We start from the raw sequence: 18,297 nt of genomic DNA, 5'->3' as shown, positions 1-18,297 counted from the left end.
GTTTTCTTTAGCGTAGCAAATGTAAATAAATCCGTGTTATATACGGCCGGGCAAGGTTTACTAATTGTAAAAAAGTTGATTGGCAACAGGCTGAAAGTCCGGACGTCCGAAAGTTGCCTTTTTTAATAAGCATTACTTACGAAGCTCGGCCTTGTGCACACTTTCGGACTAATTGGACCTTATGGCCTCAACAGGATCGAGCCGCGAAGCCGAATAAGCAGGTATGATGCCCGAAATGATACCAATAATGGTCGAAGTGCTCATACCAACAATAATATTCTTTACATCCAGCACTACCTGGATATCAATGGCCGCCTTTACGGCAAAAGTGGCCAGGTAAACCATCCCCAAACCTATAGCGCCGCCAAGCAGGCAAAGGATAATAGCCTCGAGCAGAAACTGGAGCAGGATGAAGTAATTTTTTGCGCCAAGCGATTTTTGTATGCCGATGATATTAGTACGTTCTTTTACCGACACAAACATGATATTAGCTATGCCGAAACCACCAACTAATATTGAAAAGCCGCCGATTATCCAGCCCGCGGTATTTAGCACACCAAATATCTGGTCGAGCTGGTTGGAAATCAACGTAGCCCTGTTCAAAGCAAAGTTATCCTCCTGCCCTGGCTGTATGCGCCTTATGGAACGCATCAATCCTTCCAGTTCGCTTTCCACGTCCAAATCTGTCAGGCCGGTTTTGCCCTTGACAATAATGGTGGGCTGATATTGATTGGCTTGCACGTCTATTACATCCCTGGCAAAATTGAGTGGGACTAATACCGAATTATCGTCCGAGTTGCCGAACATATCCTTACCCTCCTTGGCGAATACACCGATCACCGTAACATAACGGCCCATAACTTTTATTTGCTTGCCGATGGGACTGCCAGACGGAAAAAGATTAGAGGCAATATCATAGCCAATAATGGCGACAGGTGCACCGGTACGTGAATCGATCTCGGTAAAATAACGACCTTCATTCAGGTCAAAGTTCCACACCTTGTCATGATCTTGCGTCACAGCGTTTATTTGCGCTCCCTCAGCGGTGTGGTCCTGGTATTTAATGGTGCGGTCGCCGATGCCGATTTCATAACTTATAGCCAGAGCGGTCTGACTGCGGCGCTGCAGCTGGTCAAAGTCCCTCAGCTTGGGATCGGGGCGCTGAAGATACTTCCACCAGGGGAAATCATCCCCACCTATCCAGGGCCATTTTTGCACGTAAACACTGTTACCACCAAGTTTGTTGACACTCTTTTGAAGATTAGCCCGCAGCGTATCTACAGCTGACAATACACCGATGACCGTAAAAATGCCTATGGTAACCCCCAGCAGCGACAACAGGGTGCGCAGTTTATTTTGCCTTAAGGCATCAAATGCAAAACGGAAACTTTCCCGCGAGAGTTTTAAAATGATCATATAGTCAGTATTACACCGATTTTATTTTGATTACACCTATCATGTTCCTGGCATGATTGTGTTTATTGTAAATCAAATTTGAAAAAATGCTGTTACTTATTTAGACGATGGGTTGCTAATTAAGTTACACAAGTATATACTTTAGTTTTAAATAACCGGTTTAAGTTTTAATAACCGGTTTAAAAAATCGGGTGTAATCAATACTATCGTAATTGGTGTAATCCTTAAAAAAATAATCAGCGAAATCGTCAAATATATTCGTACATTTGCGCCCTAAAAATCCATTAGATAAAGCATGAAATTATCTCAATTTAAATTCAATCTCCCCGAGTCATTAATTGCCCACACACCTGCCGGTACACGCGACGAAGCGCGCCTGATGGTATTACATAAAGATTCGGGTAAAATTGAGCATAAAATATTCAGGGATGTGCTGGACTATTTTGATGATAAGGATGTAATGATCCTTAACAACACCAAAGTATTCCCTGCACGCATGTACGGTAATAAAGAAAAAACCGGTGCTACTATCGAAGTGTTCCTGCTAAGGGAACTGAACAAGGAATTACGCCTGTGGGATGTACTGGTTGATCCGGCACGTAAAATACGCGTAGGTAACAAACTTTATTTCGGCGACGACGATCTGCTGATAGCCGAAGTTGTGGACAATACCACCTCGCGGGGCCGCACAATCCGTTTCCTGTTCGACGGGACCGATGAAGAATTTCGTCGTAATGTGGAAATATTGGGCGAAACACCGCTGCCAAAATACATTAAACGCAAAGCAACTCCCGAAGATAAAGAACGCTATCAGACTATTTTTGCCAAGCACGAAGGCGCAGTTGCAGCACCTACCGCAGGATTGCACTTTAGCCGCGAGCTGATGAAACGCCTTGAACTGAAAGGTGTCGAGTTCGCCGAAGTTACATTGCACGTTGGCCTGGGAACTTTCCGCCCGGTTGAGGTAGAGGACCTGACCAAGCATAAAATGGATTCGGAGCAATTTATTATCGAGCAAAAACAGGCTGATATCGTAAACCGGGGTATAGAAGCGAAAAAACGCATCTGTGCTGTTGGGACTACTTCCATGCGGACCATTGAGTCGGCGGTATCTGCCAGCAAAACTTTGAAACCTGCTAACGACTGGACCAGCAAATTCATCTTCCCGCCGTACGAATTCAGCATTGCAAACTCGATGATCACCAATTTCCACACCCCTGAGTCAACTTTATTGATGATGGTTTGTGCTTTTGGCGGTTATGAAAACGTGATGCATGCTTATGAAGTGGCCGTAAAAGAGAAATACCGCTTTTACAGTTATGGCGATGCCATGCTGATGATATAATTGGTTGATCGGTCATTTGTCATTGGGTATTTTTTTAATTAGCTTAACACGGTTATTGTCGCGAATTGACTAATGACTAATGACTAATGATTAATGACCACAAATACTACGCTATAATAGTGGCAGGTGGATCGGGCACCCGCATGCGATCTTCGGTTCCCAAACAGTACCTGTTATTGAATGGCATTCCCCTGTTAATGCATACTATTAACGCATTTGATGCATGTGCCACAAAACCGGGCATTATTTTAGTACTGCACCCCGATTCGCACGACTACTGGAACCAATTATGTGAAGAGTATAATTTCACAGTTCCGCACCAATTGGTAAGTGGCGGCGAAACACGTTTCCATTCTGTAAGGAACGGGATAAATATGATAGAAGACGACGATGCTATAGTCGCTATACACGATGCTGTGAGGCCTCTGGTAACTTGTGCTATCATTGATGAATCGTATGAATGCGCAGAAAAGTACGGTAACGCTATTGTTGCGGTTAAAAGCCGCGATTCGGTCCGACAGATCCGGGACAACCGCTCACAAAGCCTTAACCGCGATAATATTTACCTTATACAAACGCCACAAACCTTCCAGGCAGCCCAGTTAAAAAACGCATACAAACAGGTTTACCAGGAAAGCTTTACCGACGACGCCAGCGTTGTCGAACAAACCGGCGTTAATATCAACCTGATTGGCGGTAGTCATCAGAATATTAAGATAACTTTTCCGGAAGATATTGCTATTGCAGAGTTCCTTTTAAAACAATAGCCACTCCCCTGTAAAGGAATGGCTATCATTATTTTGCCGGCGCCCGGTCAGGCTCGCCTGATGACGCCAAGCAGCAACGCGATGATTGCAATAACTAAAAGCACGTGGATTATTCCACCAGCTGAATAAGCAAAAAATCCTATTGCCCAACCTATTATCAGGATGACGGCAACGATGTACAATAAACCTCTCATAGTATAAATGTTTTGATTAGATAATGTTTTTATCATAAACTCAAAACATTCCAAAAGGTTTTATAAAACAAAAAGCCCCGAAAGTTCAGGGCTTCGTTAGTCATACCGGGATATTAGTATTCGTCTTCGTTGAAGAAAAAGTCGTCTTTTGTTGGGTAATCAGGCCATATTTCCTCTATATTCTCATACGGTTCACCGTCGTCTTCCAGTGCCTGCAGGTTTTCTATAACCTCGACAGGCGCCCCGGAACGGATAGCATAATCGATCAATTCATCCTTTGTTGCCGGCCATGGTGCATCTTCGAGGTGTGATGCTAATTCAAGTGTCCAATACATATATTTAAATCTATAAGGTTATATTTTAAATTTTGGCAAAAGTATAATATTTTTAAATTGATTATCAAATAAATTTTTCCAAAAATTTACACACGGGGTATCCACTGGTTTTCGGGTATTTTTTGCTCATTCCCTATCTTCCTGCCGAGTGTAAAAAGATAGTCGCTCAACCTGTTCAGGTAGATGATCACCTTCTCGTCGACGCTGCTCTCGTTAGCCAGGTGCACAGCAAGCCTTTCGGCCCGGCGGCATACACAGCGCGCAATATGGCAAAACGAAATGGCATTATTGCCACCAGGCAATATAAAATGACGCAATTCGGGTAATCTCTCGTTCATCGCATCCATCTCTTGCTCCAGCAGTTCAATATCTGCCAAATGCAGGTCGGGGATCACCATTTTTGATTTTTCCGGGTCCGATGCCAGCGACGATCCGATGGTAAATAACCGGTCCTGCACCTGTTTTAGCAATTCCTTGTCATGTTCGGCTATATCCTGGTCGCGTATCATCCCGACATAGGAGTTCAATTCATCCACCGTGCCATAGCTTTCGATACGCAAATGGAATTTAGGCACACGCGTACCACCGATGAGCGATGTTAACCCTTTGTCGCCTGTTTTTGTGTATATCTTCATTTTGATTTCGAAATCCGAAAGTACAATTTCCGGTTTACTTATTAAATCTGTTAGCTATACGATTGAAAACTCTTAAGAGTTATTAATGTTATTAAATTTGATGCTTTTAAATACTCCTGTTGAAGCAGTTTGTCCCATGAAAGTATTCCGATCTGTATATAAGCCCACTTTTTTATTACTGCCCGCGCTATTTTTTCTGAGCTTTAAATGCGGCGGCGACGATCGCACACCAATCGTGGCGGCCAACATTCCGGTTCGAAGTTTCCTTAGTGAGAAACAATTTAACGATCTGTTTCCGCTTCGCGACAAATTTTACACCTATGCTGCTTTTATGAGAGCCATCAATAATATGGGGGCTATCAAAATAAAAGTTGCCAAACGCGCAGTATCGGTTTACCAGATCACTCGTACGGATAAAAAAACGGGCAAATCCGTGGTAGTGCGGCAGGATGAGGATTGGAACGAGGATTGGGCAAAAAAGAAGCCTGATAGTATTTACTTAATCGACTATGGGAATTTCTGTAGCGAAAAAGACCTGCGAACGAATAAAAAAGAACTGGCGGCCTTCTTTGCCAATATCGCCCATGAAACACGCCATGGCGAGAACGGCAAATACAACGATGGCCTGATGTACATTCACGAGAGCAATACCTCATTGCCTTACATTGCCGACAACGATAATTACCCACCTGTGGCCGGTAAGAAATATTATGGACGCGGACCGCTTCAATTAAGCTATAACGGTAATTATGGGTACGCGTCCGACTGTATTTTCGGCGATAAAAAGATTCTTTTAAATAATCCCGATCTGCTTGAAACCGACCCGGTGGCAGCATTTGAAGCAGCTATTTATTTCTGGATGACGCCGCAAACCTATAAGCCCTCGGCGCACGATGTAATGTTAGGTAAATGGCAGCCCAAAGCCGATGATAAAGCCAAAAACCGTAAGCCCGGTTTCGGCATGACCATCAACATCATCAATGGCGCAGTAGAGTGCGGACAGGGGGAAAATGTGTTCAGCATGAATGACCGTATCAGCTTTTATCAATATTTCCTGAAAAAATTGGGGGTTAGCGATCCTAATTGCGCCTGCTCATGCGGGAGTATGGCGGCATATAAATAATGACTATGCCGGAAAATTAGGAAAATGAGCTCTGAATACTTTTCTTAATACTTGATCCCCCATGATGTCACTATGGAGTCAGCTTGTTTTACGGTGATCTTCGTATCTTCCTCTGAGGGCGAACCATCTATCGGGTTCCGGGCGCCTTTGAACATACAACCCCATTCACTTATTTGTTCTTTTTCGTTAAAATAACAGGAAATGTATACTTCTTCATTGTAGTCGACACCGTCTCTGCGGTACTTTTTAGGGCCCTCGAAACGGTTTTCTTCACCATAGATTTTATTATCCTTTATCGTTATTTGTTTATGGATGAAACCCACACCAGTTAAACTTTCTTCCGGCGCCCATCTAATGATCCCCTGATCGTCCTTAACCAATTTCCAATTGGATTGAAGCGCAGGCAGTCCCAATTCTTGCCTGTTTTTATTAAAATCAGTGCCATATTTTTTTTCAGGGTTGTCAGAATTGCAGGATGCAAAAAGGACGATTAACAAAATTACCAGGTATGGTTTCATTGTGACAGATAATTTAATATAAAATACCCCCAACGCTTTCTTCTTCAAACCGATCAGTTTAAGCGCCTCGGCTTAAATTAACAACAAATCCTTTAAATCTCAAAATCGTGTCTTATACTTGTGTATGAACTACCCGTTTGATACCGTCGGCCTCAATAGCGAAACCATCGACATGTTTGATGAGACTTACAAGCTGTTGAAGTCAAAATTCAAGATCGAACTGACTGGCAACATCGACTTTCGCTTGCAGGATTTTGAAGTATTTAGAGGATGTAATAACGTCAATATCCGGGGCTCCTATGTTATCAAAAACTCACGCACTGATTGCTATATACTTTTTGTTGAAATCCATAAAATAAAAAAGGGCGGTCTCGGAACTGTACCACCTACATACGATTATTACGAATACCAAACCTGGGCGCTGGCCTATGTAAAAAAGGACTTTGGCCGTGTCTTTATCCGTCCGGAAACATTAGCCGATAAGATAGTCGAGTTGGTACACCCAGTAGAGCTTGATTTTGCAGACGATAAGGCTTTTAGTGATATATTTTACGTATTAGTGAATGACCGGTGGAAGGCCGAATCAGCAATGGACCGTAATTTCAGAAATGCAGTAATGGATGTGCGGCACGAAGACATTCTTATAGAGATTATCGATCATACCCTCATCATCGGGCACCGGCACCAGGTATCGCCCGAAAGCTCGCAGCAATTAGCCGATTTTGTAGCAAGGATTTGTTCAACCTGCTGATAAAAAAATCCCGGCTACTTTTACGTAACCGGGATTTATATCAATAACAGCTCACGCCTTAATTATTCAGTTTGATCAGGTTAATCGTCAGTTTCTTTTGTTTCTTAAAATAATTAAACTGCATAACATAACCAGCTTTCGCCGGGAACAAGTGTGAAAGATCCGCTTTTTCATTTTTGATGGGAATTTTATCAGAACTAAATTTACCATCCTTGTACTTTATCTGCCCAAAATTATCGGTTGCTTTTGCATCGGCATCGAGTTTATCATGATCAATAAAGCTGAACGTCAACTCTGAACTATCTTCATTTTTTAACGTGTACATATAATCCATCCAGCCCCACGATTCGGCGGCCATAGCTAAAAGATATGGGGACATTAGGCCTATGTAAGACGGGAAGTGCCCCGTACTGGTCTTGCCTTTGGGTATCTCCTGCGCTTGTAATACATTGCCATCCATATCAATTTCCATAACAACCATATTTTCAAGCTGCAGTTTGATAGGCCCGCCCGCTGTGCTCCGGGCAAATGCCGAAAATGCCGCCATAGCTATGCCACCAGCATCTGTACCCTTTTTAAATTTCTCGGCCACAACAATATTGGTGTTATTTTTTGTGCGTACAATGTCATGAATGTAGATATAATAGTCATCCTGTAAACGGTGATCAGCAATTGGCAAATATTTTCCCAGTGATTCCTCGAACGTTTTAAAATTGCTTTTCAAAAGCTTTCCCTGTTTATCTACTTCAATAAACGCCAAACCATCCGGAGCGGTTGTATAGGTTTTTGCCGTTTTATAGTTCAGTCCCACAATTACAATTTTATCTTTTTCAAAAATTGCATTAATTGGTACAACATGATTGTCTCCGAATTCGGTCGACATATCAAATAAGACGTGTCCGTCTGCTGTGCTGTTGGCCAGGATGGAATGATCAGTCTTTGTATTATACATTCCCTTCTCAACCCGTGATACTCCGGTCAAAATCACATCGTCGTTTGCGTTCAGATACCCGGGGATCATAACTTTGGATTTCCCTTCAGGCTCATAGGTTTGCTGCCACACTTTTTTTGTATTCCCGTTTATATAGCTAACGATAAAAGCATTATTGGGGTCATTAAATACATAATCGACAAAACCATTATTATTGGCTATGTTTATTTCGGGAGTAGCCATTGAACTGTACTTCTGATAATCGCCGCCGGTTGGTTTATAATTTACCTTTATGGTGCTCGAAGAAATTTCTTTGGCTTGCTGATCGTAAACTTTTAATTCAATCGTTTTTGTCTTTTCATCCCAAAATTTAAAACAAAAATTGTTGCCGTCAAATCCGCTGCTAACCAATTCCCATTCTTTAGGTCCGAGTATATCTTTGGCACCCAAATCGTTCAGATTAGCGTCAACCAGGTTTAGCCGGTATAGTACAGTTTTCCTGTCAACCTTGTCAAATTCGTAGAAACTGAAGTATCCTTCAATCACATTATTCTTTTTAATGACGCCAATATTACGTAGCGTGATGTCCTTTACGCCGTCGAATGCTTTGGATGCATCCTGGCCAAATCCCTTAAAGCTTAACAGCATAAGGGCCATAATAGCGAGTTTTATTCTCATGATCAATTGTTTAGGGTGTTGTAATCGTTAATAGTTTGTTTGGGGGCTGTGATTAAAGCTTTATTGTTATTGTAATAAATATAAGTAATACGGATCAACTTATCCAGGCTTATTCTATCCAATAATTGCAGCAGTTTGGCATATTCGTCTTTGTCATCATCTGTAGCATACGGACTGTTTACCACCGTGTACAAGATATGTGAGCGCTGATACTTACAGAGTGAAACCAGTGTTTCAAATATTGCCGTTTTAATGTTATTATCTGATGGAAAGATGGCATCGTTTTCTATAAGCTGGTACAAATAAAATCCGTAATTATCTTTTTCCTTCGAATAAGCGGCTTCATCAAAAAGGGCTATTCGTTTAATAGCTGACAGCCTTGAGATATTTCCGGTAACAAATTCCGCTCCGGGCTTTGGATTATCATTGAACGAAGCCAGCATGATCGCTTTACGGCTTGCACAGTCGGGATGTGTTTTCAACGAATCCGCTGTTTCCTTCTTTTCATTCCCGCCGAATCTCATTTGCTTTACCGGTTTAAACCAGCCGGTGTCCAGGTCCATTTTTTCCTGGTCAAAAAATTCTTTTATGGTACATGCTGTAGTTTTATTTTCAGCTGAATCGAGCAGATCGAACAACCGGGCGACATTTTTACCACTATAACCCGTATTGCGGAACAAGATCATTCCCAACGAATCTGCCGCCCGTTCCTGCGAACGCGAGTGCCTTCTGCGGTCGAATACATCAGCCATTAGCAATCCCTCCAACTGAGTATTAACACCGTAACGCTGTTTTTTTATTGCCTTTACGCGGGCTAAAAACTCGGGCGAATTAAGCTTCTCCAATTGTGCTACGATAGCTTTATTGCAGTGCTGCAGCAGGCAATGCCCAAGTTCATGACAGAATACCATAGCCAGCTGATCTTCGTTTTCTATTATACCAAGCAAACCAAGGTCGCAAATGACGGTTCCATCTTCATAACTGTAAGCGTTAACCTCGGCCGACCGGTCGATAAAAAAGTGATACCGGCTTTTATCCAGCGAGTTCTTTTCAAGAATGTTGTTTAAAATGGAATTAAGGTACGGGTATGCTTGGGTATCGAAAAGAAAGCCCTTTTCATTTAGCTGCTTTATCAATGCAGAATTTTTTTCTTCAATGATCTTGCTGTATTGTTTTTGCAGCTTCTTGTTTAGGCCCGATGTGTTTTCTAATGCGGTCTGCGCTAAAAAAGCCTGGTAACCCTCAATATTTGTATAAAGGTAAGTATTGCTTTGCGCAGTTGCACACAGGCCAAACAGTGCAAACAAAGCAAATAAAAAGGCTCTCTTTAAGAGGGAAATATACAATTGTGATGCTGGCTTTTTATCACGGTAAAAATATCATTTTTTTGTCAGATAGCCATCATACATCATAAAATTCCATTGTTAAGCAGGTTCGGTATGCCTTTGCACCCGCTGAATATTCGGATTAGCATAATCATTCTCGATCAGGCCATCGCGCATCCTCACAATGCGGTGGGCATGCAGGGCAATATCTTCCTCGTGTGTCACTAAGATGATGGTATTGCCTTTTGCGTGAATATCTTCCATTAGCCCCATAATTTCTATGGATGTCTTGGTATCGAGGTTACCGGTAGGCTCATCGGCAAGAATGATAGACGGGTCATTGATCAGGGCCCTTGCCACTGCAACGCGCTGGCGCTGCCCACCCGAAAGTTCGTTTGGTTTGTGATCGATACGATTACCCAGGCCTACATTTTCCAAAGCATGTTTAGCGCGGTCCTGCCGGTTTGCTTTATTTATACCTGCATATATTAAGGGTAAAGCCACATTATCTAACGCCGTGTTACGCGGCAGCAGGTTGAAAGTCTGGAATACAAAGCCTATTTCCTTATTGCGCACATCGGCCAGTTCATTGTCGGTCATGTGGCTCACGTTGGTTCCGTTAAGGATATAATCGCCCTTGGTAGGTGTATCGAGGCATCCGAGAATATTCATCAGGGTAGATTTTCCTGATCCGGAAGGGCCCATCAGGGCTACAAATTCACCTTTATTAATGGTTAAGGATACCGATTTAAGCGCATGAATAGTCTCTGCACCTATCACATATTTACGCCCGATATCTTTAATAGTAATTAATGGCTCCATCCGTTTTTATTTGCTTTGACTGTAAGGTGGCAGTAAATGTTACAATCTTTTTTAGCCAAAAGTCCTGATAGTATCCCAAATCTGACTTTCGGACTTATGCGGACTTTCGGACTTGCCGACTTACTTCTCGATCACCTTAGCAACCAGGAAATAATTCTCATCATGCTTTGGCGCATTCTTCAAAGCCTCCTCATGGGTTATTTCCTGTTTCACTACATCCTCCCGCAGCACGTTTATCTCATCGGTCATATAAACTAAAGGTTCCACGCCAGATGTATCGACCTCGTTCAATTTGGCCATAAAATCCAGTATCTTGCCCATATCCTCCATCATGGCTTCTTTCTCACTCTCCGCCAATTCCAGCCTGGCCAGATGGGCCACCTTATCTACCGTTTCCTTATCAATGGTCATGTCCAGTCAATTTTTGATTGATGATGTCGTAAACTTTGTTTCTTAATGCATCCGCGTCATCAGGGTTCATTCCCGCTGTTTCTATCGGCTTGTGAACAAATATATGACAAATACCCGGCCTGCTGCCAAATTTCAGGCCGGTATCCCACAATATATGCCATGCGTCGGTTATCGTTACCGGCACTATAGGCACGCCAGCCTCAATAGCCAGCCGGAACGGCCCGTTCTTGAACGGCTGTAACCGGGGCGGGTAATCGTCAGCAATACCTCCCTCGGGGAAGATGATCATTGTCGTTCCCTCAACCAGTTTTTCGGCAGCTTTTTTAAAAGCGCGATAGGCCGACATTTTACTTTCGCGGTTAACGGGAACATCTATCGTCCTGAAAAACAAGCTGGTAACGGCACTTTCGCTTAACTCTTCTTTTCCCATAAAGCTGCAATCGCCGCTGATCATGGCACACATGGCCGAAATGTCGATACTGGCTGCATGGTTGGGGCATACCACGTAAGTTTTATTCCAGTCGATGGGCACCTCATATTCAAAATGGTAAAATATCCCGGCAATAGCCGAACTTACAGTAGCGATAACGCGCCGCATCCTGACAATGGACCGGTACCGCCGCGGGTTCCGTGCCAGGAAATAGAGATAAGGATAACATATCATGTAGAAGAGACCTACAGCAAGCCTGTAGAAATGTGCATGCGCCTTCTTCAATATCAATTTCATCGGTACCAAAAATATAAAAAATCCTTACTTTCGCCCCATTATGGAAACTGTCGTTAGTGGTATTCGTTCAACCGGGAAATTGCATTTGGGAAATTATTATGGAGCTATCCAAAACTTCGTAAAAATGCAGCACGAGTATAATTGCTATTTTTTTATTGCCGACCTGCATTCGTTAACTACCCATCCTACCCCTGCCGACCTGCATGGCAACATCAAACAGGTTTTGGTGGAGTACCTGGCGGCTGGTATCGACCCCGAAAAGGCGACGATCTATATCCAGTCGGATGTGCCGGAAATTGCCGAGTTGTACCTGTATCTGAACATGAATGCTTACCTGGGCGAATTGGAACGCAGCACCTCTTTTAAAGATAAAGTGCGTGCGCAACCGGATAACGTTAATGCAGGCTTGCTAACCTATCCTGTTTTAATGGCAGCGGATATCATCATCCATAAAGCAACCAAAGTGCCTGTAGGAAAGGACCAGGAGCAGCACCTGGAAATGGCCCGCACCTTTGCCAATCGCTTTAACCGCTTGTACAACAAAGAATATTTCCCCGAGCCGTATGCTTTCAATTTCAGCGATAAACTGGTAAAAATTCCAGGGCTTGACGGCAAAGGTAAAATGGGCAAATCCGAGGGCGATGCTAACGTTGTGAATTTAGCCGACGAGCCGGAAGTTATCCGCAAAAAAGTTATGCGCGCGGTTACCGACAGCGGCCCAACCGTCGAAAATCAGGAAAAGCCTGTCGAGATCCAAAACCTGTTCGACCTGATGAAGGTAGTTTCTACTACCGATACTTACGAGTATTTTGACAAGCTATACAACAATTGCCAGATACGCTATGGCGACCTGAAAAAACAATTGGCCGAGGATATGATAGTAGCCACCGCCCCTATCCGCGAAAAAATAAACGCCATTGCTGCCGATGCGCCTTATTTAAGGCAGGTTGCCCGCCATGGTGCTATTAAAGCAAGGGAAAGCGCTTCCAAAACCATTAAGGAAGTAAGAGAGATCATTGGTTTCCGGAGTTTCTGATAGCTTATAGTTCATAGATGATAGTTCATAGTAAAAATACCAATTGACAAGCAGCAGCAATGAACCATCAACTATTATCTATGAACCAAAAAATGTATATTCGTCAGATTAGTTAACTGAATTTTGGTTCCGTGAACCATCCACCATCAACCATGAACTAAAGGATGCACATAGCAGTTGTAGGAAATATCGGCGCCGGGAAAACTACGCTCACCGAATTACTGGCAAAAAACTACGGGTGGACGCCCCTGTACGAAGCGGTGGATAACAATCCTTACCTCGAGGATTTTTACAGCGACATGAAACGCTGGAGCTTTAACCTGCAGATCTATTTCCTCAACAGCCGCTTTAAACAGATCATCGATATTCAAAAAAACGGCCGCGACATCATCCAGGACCGCACCATTTACGAAGACGCCTACATATTTGCCGAAAACCTGCACGATATGGGCCTGATGACAACCCGCGACTACGAAAATTACGAGGCTATATTCACCAATATTACGTCGTTCATCAAACCGCCAGATCTGCTGGTTTACCTTAAAGCATCGGTACCTACCCTGGTTAATAATATACACCGCCGCGGCCGCGAATACGAGATAGGCATCCGGCTCGACTATTTATCCAAACTAAATGATAAGTACGACAAATGGATAAAAAACTACAAGCTGGGCAAATTATTGGTATTAGATAAGGACAAGCTGGATTTCGCCAACAATACCGAAGACATGGCGACTATAGTCGAGAAGATTGAAAGGGAAATAAACGGCTTATTTTAATTTTAGATTTTAGAATTACGATTTACGGATATCTTCAAATAGTAATTCAAAATCGTAATTCGTAACTCATGAAAATCCTCGGCATCATTCCCGCCCGCTACGCATCCACCCGCTTCCCCGGTAAGCCGCTGGTTGATATTGCCGGCAAAAGCATGATACAGCGGGTTTATGAACAATCAAAAAAGTGCCATTTATTAACTGATGTGATCGTAGCCACGGATGACGAACGCATCTATTACCACGTAACCGGGTTTGGGGGCAAGGCCGTGATGACTTCGACTGAACATCAAAGCGGCACCGACCGTTGCGCAGAGGTAGCCGGGAAATACCCGGAGTTCGATATTATCATCAACATACAAGGCGACGAGCCTTATATCAACCCGGAACAGATCAGCAATGTCGCCTTATGCTTCGATAACGCTGATACACAGATAGCCACGTTAGTCAAAAAAATACAAACTGAGCAAGAACTGTTTAACCCTAATTCACCTAAAGTAATCCTCAATAAAAATTCAGAAGCTATTTATTTTTCACGCTCTCCCCTGCCGCATATCCGTGGGCACGAACAGGCTGACTGGTTAAACCACTTCGCTTACTATAAGCATACAGGCATTTACGGTTACCGGGCCGATGTATTGCAGCAGATAACCAAACTACCCATATCATCGCTGGAAAAAGCCGAAAGCCTGGAACAACTGCGCTGGGTTGAAAACGGCTACCGCATTAAAGTTGCCAAAACCGAACTGGAAACCCATGCAATAGATACGCCGGAAGACCTGGAGAAATTGTCTGAACTTTGACTTGAATGATTGAATGAAAGCTATGACTCGGGTGGCAGCGATAATGTTGCGAATCACAGTCCGTCAAAAAATCAATACAACCATAGTTCAAGAACAATCATAGTTCCGACAACATTTCCACATCTCACAACCTTTTCAACAATTACAACCAATCCAACTATTTTTCCTACTTTTGTATCCCGTACACAAACATTCGGTACAGGCATAAAAACCGGTACTAAATACAACTGATCATCATGACTAAATACATTTTTGTGACGGGCGGCGTTACTTCGTCGTTAGGTAAAGGCATTATTTCAGCCTCGTTAGCCAAGCTCCTCCAGTCCCGCGGGTATCGCGTAACCATCCAAAAATTCGACCCCTATATCAACATTGATCCGGGTACGTTGAACCCTTATGAACATGGCGAATGCTATGTAACTGAAGATGGTGCGGAAACCGACCTGGACCTTGGGCACTACGAGCGTTTCCTGAACACCCCTACTTCCCAGGCCAACAACATTACTACCGGCCGTATTTACCAGAACGTGATCAATAAAGAGCGCGAAGGTGCTTTCCTGGGTAAAACCGTACAGGTAGTGCCGCACATTACCGACGAGATCAAAAGAAACATCCGCATTTTAGGCGAAAGCGGCAATTATGATATCGTAATTACCGAATTAGGCGGAACGGTAGGCGACATCGAATCGCTGCCGTATATCGAAGCTGTGCGCCAGTTTCGCTGGGAAATTGGGTCGAGCAATTCGCTGGTTATCCATTTAACCCTGATACCCTTCCTGGCCGCTGCGGGCGAACTGAAGACCAAGCCAACCCAGCACTCCGTTAAAATGCTGCTGGAATACGGGATACAACCCGACATCCTGGTTTGCCGCACCGAACACCCTATAAACCAAGACATCCGCAAAAAAATAGCCCTTTTCTGCAACGTAAATATCAACGCCGTTATTGAATCGATCGATGCGTCGACAATATATGATGTTCCGTTACTGATGCTGAAAGAGCAACTGGATAAAACCGTATTGACCAAATTAAAATTATCACATTCTACTGAGCCCGACCTGGAGAGTTGGAAAGATTTTTTGGGACGGTTAAAAAACCCTACGTCAGAAGTACGCATAGCCTTGGTAGGAAAATATGTAGAGCTGCCCGACGCTTATAAATCCATCACAGAATCGTTCATTCACGCCGGATCAAAAAATGAGTGCAAAGTAAGGGTGGAATATATCCCATCGGAACAACTGACGCCGGCAAATGCTGTGGAACGCCTGCGTAACGTGCATGGCGTGCTGGTTGCACCCGGTTTCGGCGAGCGCGGATTTGAAGGAAAAATTGAAGCGATACGTTATGTACGCGAAAATAATATCCCATTCTTTGGCATCTGCCTGGGTATGCAATGTGCGGTGGTCGAATTCGGCCGAAATGTGCTTGGCTTAAAAAATGCCAACAGTACCGAGATGAACGAAAATACGCCGCATCCCGTTATCGCGATGATGGAGGAGCAGAAAAAAATCAAGAACAAGGGCGGCACCATGCGCCTTGGCGCTTATGCCTGCGAATTAAAGAAAGGCAGTAAAGCTGCTGCAATTTACGGCAAAACACATATAAGCGAACGTCATCGCCACCGTTACGAGTTTAATAATAAGTACCTTAAGCAATACGAAGAGGCCGGTATGATACCTTCCGGCATCAACCCGGATAACAACCTGGTTGAGGTTATAGAACTAAAGAAACACCCGTTTTTTGTAGGTGGGCAATTCCACCCCGAATTAAAATCAACAGTTGCTAATCCTCACCCACTTTTTGTTAACTTTGTCGCCGCTTCGCTGGAGTATGCCCGCAGGAAGTAATAAAGTACGATAACAATAAAATGGATAAAAATACATACACAGGTTTCTTCCTGATAGTTTTAATAGTGATAGGCTCTTACTTTTTGTTAAAGCCTTCCGACGCCGAGATAAAAAAGGAGAAACTGCTACAGGATTCGCTAAAAAAGGTAGCCGCAGCCACCGTAAAAACACCGGCTAATACCTTAAAAGCCGATACTTCAAAAACCGCAGCAAAGGTTGACACAACAGCCTTAAAAGGTGTTCCTTTTGGAACGGCTTCTATGGGTACCGAAAAATTCGTCACCATTGAAAACCAGGAACTACGCGTAAAATTAAGCACTAAAGGTGGGCGTGTTTACTCCGTCGAACTTAAAAATCATAAGACATTCGATAAAAAACCGCTCATCCTTTTTGATGGCGACAAAAATGCTTTCGGATTGACTTTCAGGGCACAAGACAAGCCTATCAGCACCACCGACCTCTATTTCACATCAACTTCGGAAGGGTTTACCGTAGCCGAAAAGGACTCGTCGTCGCTTACTATGCGTTTGAGCTATAGCCCTACACAATATATTGATTATATATATTCGTTAAAAGGCACCGGGTTCAAATTAGGGCTTACTATCAAAACTACAGGTCTCGATAATATAATAGCCAATAGCAATACCCTCAACCTGGGTTGGTCTGCCAGCCTCCATAAACAGGAAATGGATATGAAGCAGGAGCGGCAGTATTCTGAGATCTATTACAAAAATTCTGAAGATGAGATAAACGATTTTGGGGATACAAAAGATGACCAAAAGACGGTTGCCGATAAAAAATTAGATTGGGTAGCATTCAAAGATCATTTCTTCTCTAATGTCCTGATAGCGAAACAGGGGGCTATCGACAAATCGGACATGGCTGTAAATACCGATGTAAACAGCGCTACCGACGTAAAAGAGATGAAAGCCAGCCTGGTATTTACCCGCGGCACAGATGGCAGCATTCCTTTGGAATTTTATTTTGGGCCAAACCAATACAATCTGCTAAAAGATCAGGGTAATGACCTGGAAAAGATCGTTAACATTGGCTGGGGGCCCCTGAAATATATTAACAGGTTTGCTACAATACCTATTTTTAACCTGCTGAAAAAATTCAACTGGAATTACGGCCTTGTTATTCTTGCACTCACGTTAATTTTGAAGTTGGTGCTGTCGCCGCTCACTTATAAGTCCTATTTATCTATGGCCAAGATGCGTATCCTGAAGCCGGAGATGGACGAGATAAAGGCCAAGGTTGGCGAAGATAACCCCACCCTGCTACAGCAGGAATACATGAAATTGTATAAAAAAGCCGGCGTTAACCCACTGGGCGGATGTTTACCTTTATTATTACAAATGCCGATAGTGCTGGCATTTTTCCGGTTTTTCCCAAGTTTGTTTGAACTGCGGGGACAAAGCTTTCTGTGGATGCATGACCTTTCAACCTATGATTCGGTTATCACTTTTTCACCTATATTCGGTACGAGTCACCTCAGCTTAATGTGTTTGCTGATGACCATATCTACCCTGGTTTATACTTATTTTAACAACCAGATATCAGGCGCTACGGGCCAGATGAAATATATTGGTTACATCACTCCTATTATCTTCCTGGTTACGCTGAACAATTATCCGGCTGGTTTGAACTACTATTACTTCCTGGCGAACATGCTGACATTTACGCAGCAATACCTCATCAGGCTGATGGTAGATGACAAAAAGATACATGCCCAGATACAGGAAAACAAAAAGAAACCCGAAGAGAAGAAAAAGAAAACCGGTTTCCAGGCACGTATGGAAGAGATGATGCGCCAGCAGCAACAAGTACAGGGGAAGAAGAAATAGGTTAGTCAGC

19 protein-coding genes are annotated in these 18,297 nt (G+C 43.3%); 9 read left to right on the top strand and 10 right to left on the bottom strand.

Annotated elements, in window-relative coordinates:
* Positions 1-168: 168 nt before the first annotated feature.
* Complete coding sequence (locus VL525_RS03445) at positions 169-1,416, bottom strand: ABC transporter permease (RefSeq protein WP_325383380.1); 1,248 nt, start codon at positions 1,414-1,416, stop codon at positions 169-171.
* 295 nt (positions 1,417-1,711) lie between these two features.
* Between VL525_RS03445 and queA the strand changes: the two genes are divergently transcribed.
* Both queA and VL525_RS03435 read left to right on the top strand, forming a co-directional pair.
* Positions 1,712-2,761, top strand: a complete 1,050-nt coding sequence (queA, locus tag VL525_RS03440; RefSeq protein ID WP_325383378.1) for a tRNA preQ1(34) S-adenosylmethionine ribosyltransferase-isomerase QueA — start codon at positions 1,712-1,714, stop codon at positions 2,759-2,761.
* A gap of 86 nt (positions 2,762-2,847) precedes the next feature.
* Positions 2,848-3,528 carry a 2-C-methyl-D-erythritol 4-phosphate cytidylyltransferase gene (locus tag VL525_RS03435; RefSeq protein WP_325383376.1) on the top strand — a complete coding sequence of 227 codons (681 nt, stop codon included), beginning with the start codon at positions 2,848-2,850 and terminating at the stop codon, positions 3,526-3,528.
* 47 nt (positions 3,529-3,575) lie between these two features.
* Here the strand turns inward: VL525_RS03435 and VL525_RS03430 are convergent, their stop codons facing one another.
* The 3 genes from VL525_RS03430 to VL525_RS03420 all read right to left on the bottom strand — a co-directional run bounded on the left by VL525_RS03430 (position 3,576) and on the right by VL525_RS03420 (position 4,692).
* Positions 3,576-3,722, bottom strand: coding sequence for a lmo0937 family membrane protein (locus VL525_RS03430; protein ID WP_325383374.1), 147 nt, complete (start codon positions 3,720-3,722; stop codon positions 3,576-3,578).
* A 113-nt stretch (positions 3,723-3,835) separates the two neighbouring features.
* The gene (locus VL525_RS03425) at positions 3,836-4,057 is read right to left on the bottom strand and encodes a DUF2795 domain-containing protein (RefSeq protein WP_002996718.1); all 222 of its coding nucleotides are present in this window, start codon (positions 4,055-4,057) and stop codon (positions 3,836-3,838) included.
* Between the two features lie 86 nt (positions 4,058-4,143).
* Positions 4,144-4,692, bottom strand: coding sequence for a cob(I)yrinic acid a,c-diamide adenosyltransferase (locus VL525_RS03420; protein ID WP_325383329.1), 549 nt, complete (start codon positions 4,690-4,692; stop codon positions 4,144-4,146).
* Between the two features lie 136 nt (positions 4,693-4,828).
* On the opposite strand from VL525_RS03420, the gene VL525_RS03415 reads away from it, so the two are divergent.
* Positions 4,829-5,815 carry a chitinase gene (locus VL525_RS03415; protein WP_325383327.1) on the top strand — a complete coding sequence of 329 codons (987 nt, stop codon included), beginning with the start codon at positions 4,829-4,831 and terminating at the stop codon, positions 5,813-5,815.
* A gap of 44 nt (positions 5,816-5,859) precedes the next feature.
* On the opposite strand, the gene VL525_RS03410 is transcribed toward VL525_RS03415, so the two are convergent.
* Positions 5,860-6,333, bottom strand: a complete 474-nt coding sequence (locus VL525_RS03410; protein WP_325383325.1) for a hypothetical protein — start codon at positions 6,331-6,333, stop codon at positions 5,860-5,862.
* A gap of 124 nt (positions 6,334-6,457) precedes the next feature.
* On the opposite strand from VL525_RS03410, the gene VL525_RS03405 reads away from it, so the two are divergent.
* A complete protein-coding gene (locus VL525_RS03405; protein WP_325383323.1) occupies positions 6,458-7,084 on the top strand; it encodes a hypothetical protein in 627 nt (208 codons plus the stop codon).
* Between the two features lie 58 nt (positions 7,085-7,142).
* On the opposite strand, the gene VL525_RS03400 is transcribed toward VL525_RS03405, so the two are convergent.
* The 5 genes from VL525_RS03400 to VL525_RS03380 form a co-directional block, all read right to left on the bottom strand.
* Positions 7,143-8,693: a DUF6770 family protein gene (locus VL525_RS03400; RefSeq protein ID WP_325383321.1), complete on the bottom strand. Its 1,551-nt coding sequence runs from the start codon at positions 8,691-8,693 to the stop codon at positions 7,143-7,145.
* A 2-nt stretch (positions 8,694-8,695) separates the two neighbouring features.
* Positions 8,696-10,039, bottom strand: coding sequence for a M48 family metallopeptidase (locus tag VL525_RS03395; protein ID WP_325383319.1), 1,344 nt, complete (start codon positions 10,037-10,039; stop codon positions 8,696-8,698).
* Positions 10,040-10,117: 78 nt separating this feature from the next.
* Entirely contained in the window at positions 10,118-10,840 is a 723-nt protein-coding gene (locus tag VL525_RS03390; protein ID WP_325383317.1) for an ABC transporter ATP-binding protein, read from the bottom strand.
* A 120-nt stretch (positions 10,841-10,960) separates the two neighbouring features.
* The gene (gatC, locus tag VL525_RS03385; RefSeq protein WP_325383315.1) at positions 10,961-11,251 is read right to left on the bottom strand and encodes an Asp-tRNA(Asn)/Glu-tRNA(Gln) amidotransferase subunit GatC; all 291 of its coding nucleotides are present in this window, start codon (positions 11,249-11,251) and stop codon (positions 10,961-10,963) included.
* Entirely contained in the window at positions 11,241-11,978 is a 738-nt protein-coding gene (locus VL525_RS03380; RefSeq protein WP_325383313.1) for a lysophospholipid acyltransferase family protein, read from the bottom strand. The genes gatC and VL525_RS03380 overlap by 11 nt, the downstream gene beginning before the upstream one ends.
* A gap of 40 nt (positions 11,979-12,018) precedes the next feature.
* Here VL525_RS03380 and trpS point away from each other — a divergent pair, with 40 nt between their 5' ends.
* The 5 genes from trpS (at position 12,019) to yidC (ending at position 18,287) form a co-directional block, all read left to right on the top strand.
* Positions 12,019-13,014: a tryptophan--tRNA ligase gene (trpS, locus tag VL525_RS03375; RefSeq protein WP_325383311.1), complete on the top strand. Its 996-nt coding sequence runs from the start codon at positions 12,019-12,021 to the stop codon at positions 13,012-13,014.
* A gap of 164 nt (positions 13,015-13,178) precedes the next feature.
* Positions 13,179-13,793: a deoxynucleoside kinase gene (locus VL525_RS03370; RefSeq protein WP_325383309.1), complete on the top strand. Its 615-nt coding sequence runs from the start codon at positions 13,179-13,181 to the stop codon at positions 13,791-13,793.
* A 68-nt stretch (positions 13,794-13,861) separates the two neighbouring features.
* Positions 13,862-14,593 carry a 3-deoxy-manno-octulosonate cytidylyltransferase gene (kdsB, locus tag VL525_RS03365; protein ID WP_325383307.1) on the top strand — a complete coding sequence of 244 codons (732 nt, stop codon included), beginning with the start codon at positions 13,862-13,864 and terminating at the stop codon, positions 14,591-14,593.
* Positions 14,594-14,829: 236 nt separating this feature from the next.
* On the top strand, positions 14,830-16,440 hold the full coding sequence (locus VL525_RS03360) for a CTP synthase (protein ID WP_325383305.1): 1,611 nt from the start codon (positions 14,830-14,832) through the stop codon (positions 16,438-16,440).
* 20 nt (positions 16,441-16,460) lie between these two features.
* Complete coding sequence (yidC, locus tag VL525_RS03355) at positions 16,461-18,287, top strand: membrane protein insertase YidC (RefSeq protein ID WP_325383303.1); 1,827 nt, start codon at positions 16,461-16,463, stop codon at positions 18,285-18,287.
* The last annotated feature ends 10 nt before the right edge of the window (positions 18,288-18,297 follow it).

It is taken from the genome of Mucilaginibacter sp., assembly GCF_035492695.1.
GTDB lineage: Bacteria > Bacteroidota > Bacteroidia > Sphingobacteriales > Sphingobacteriaceae > Mucilaginibacter.
Note: the sequence above shows the minus strand (reverse complement) of the source record. Positions and strands in the feature narration are given on the sequence as shown.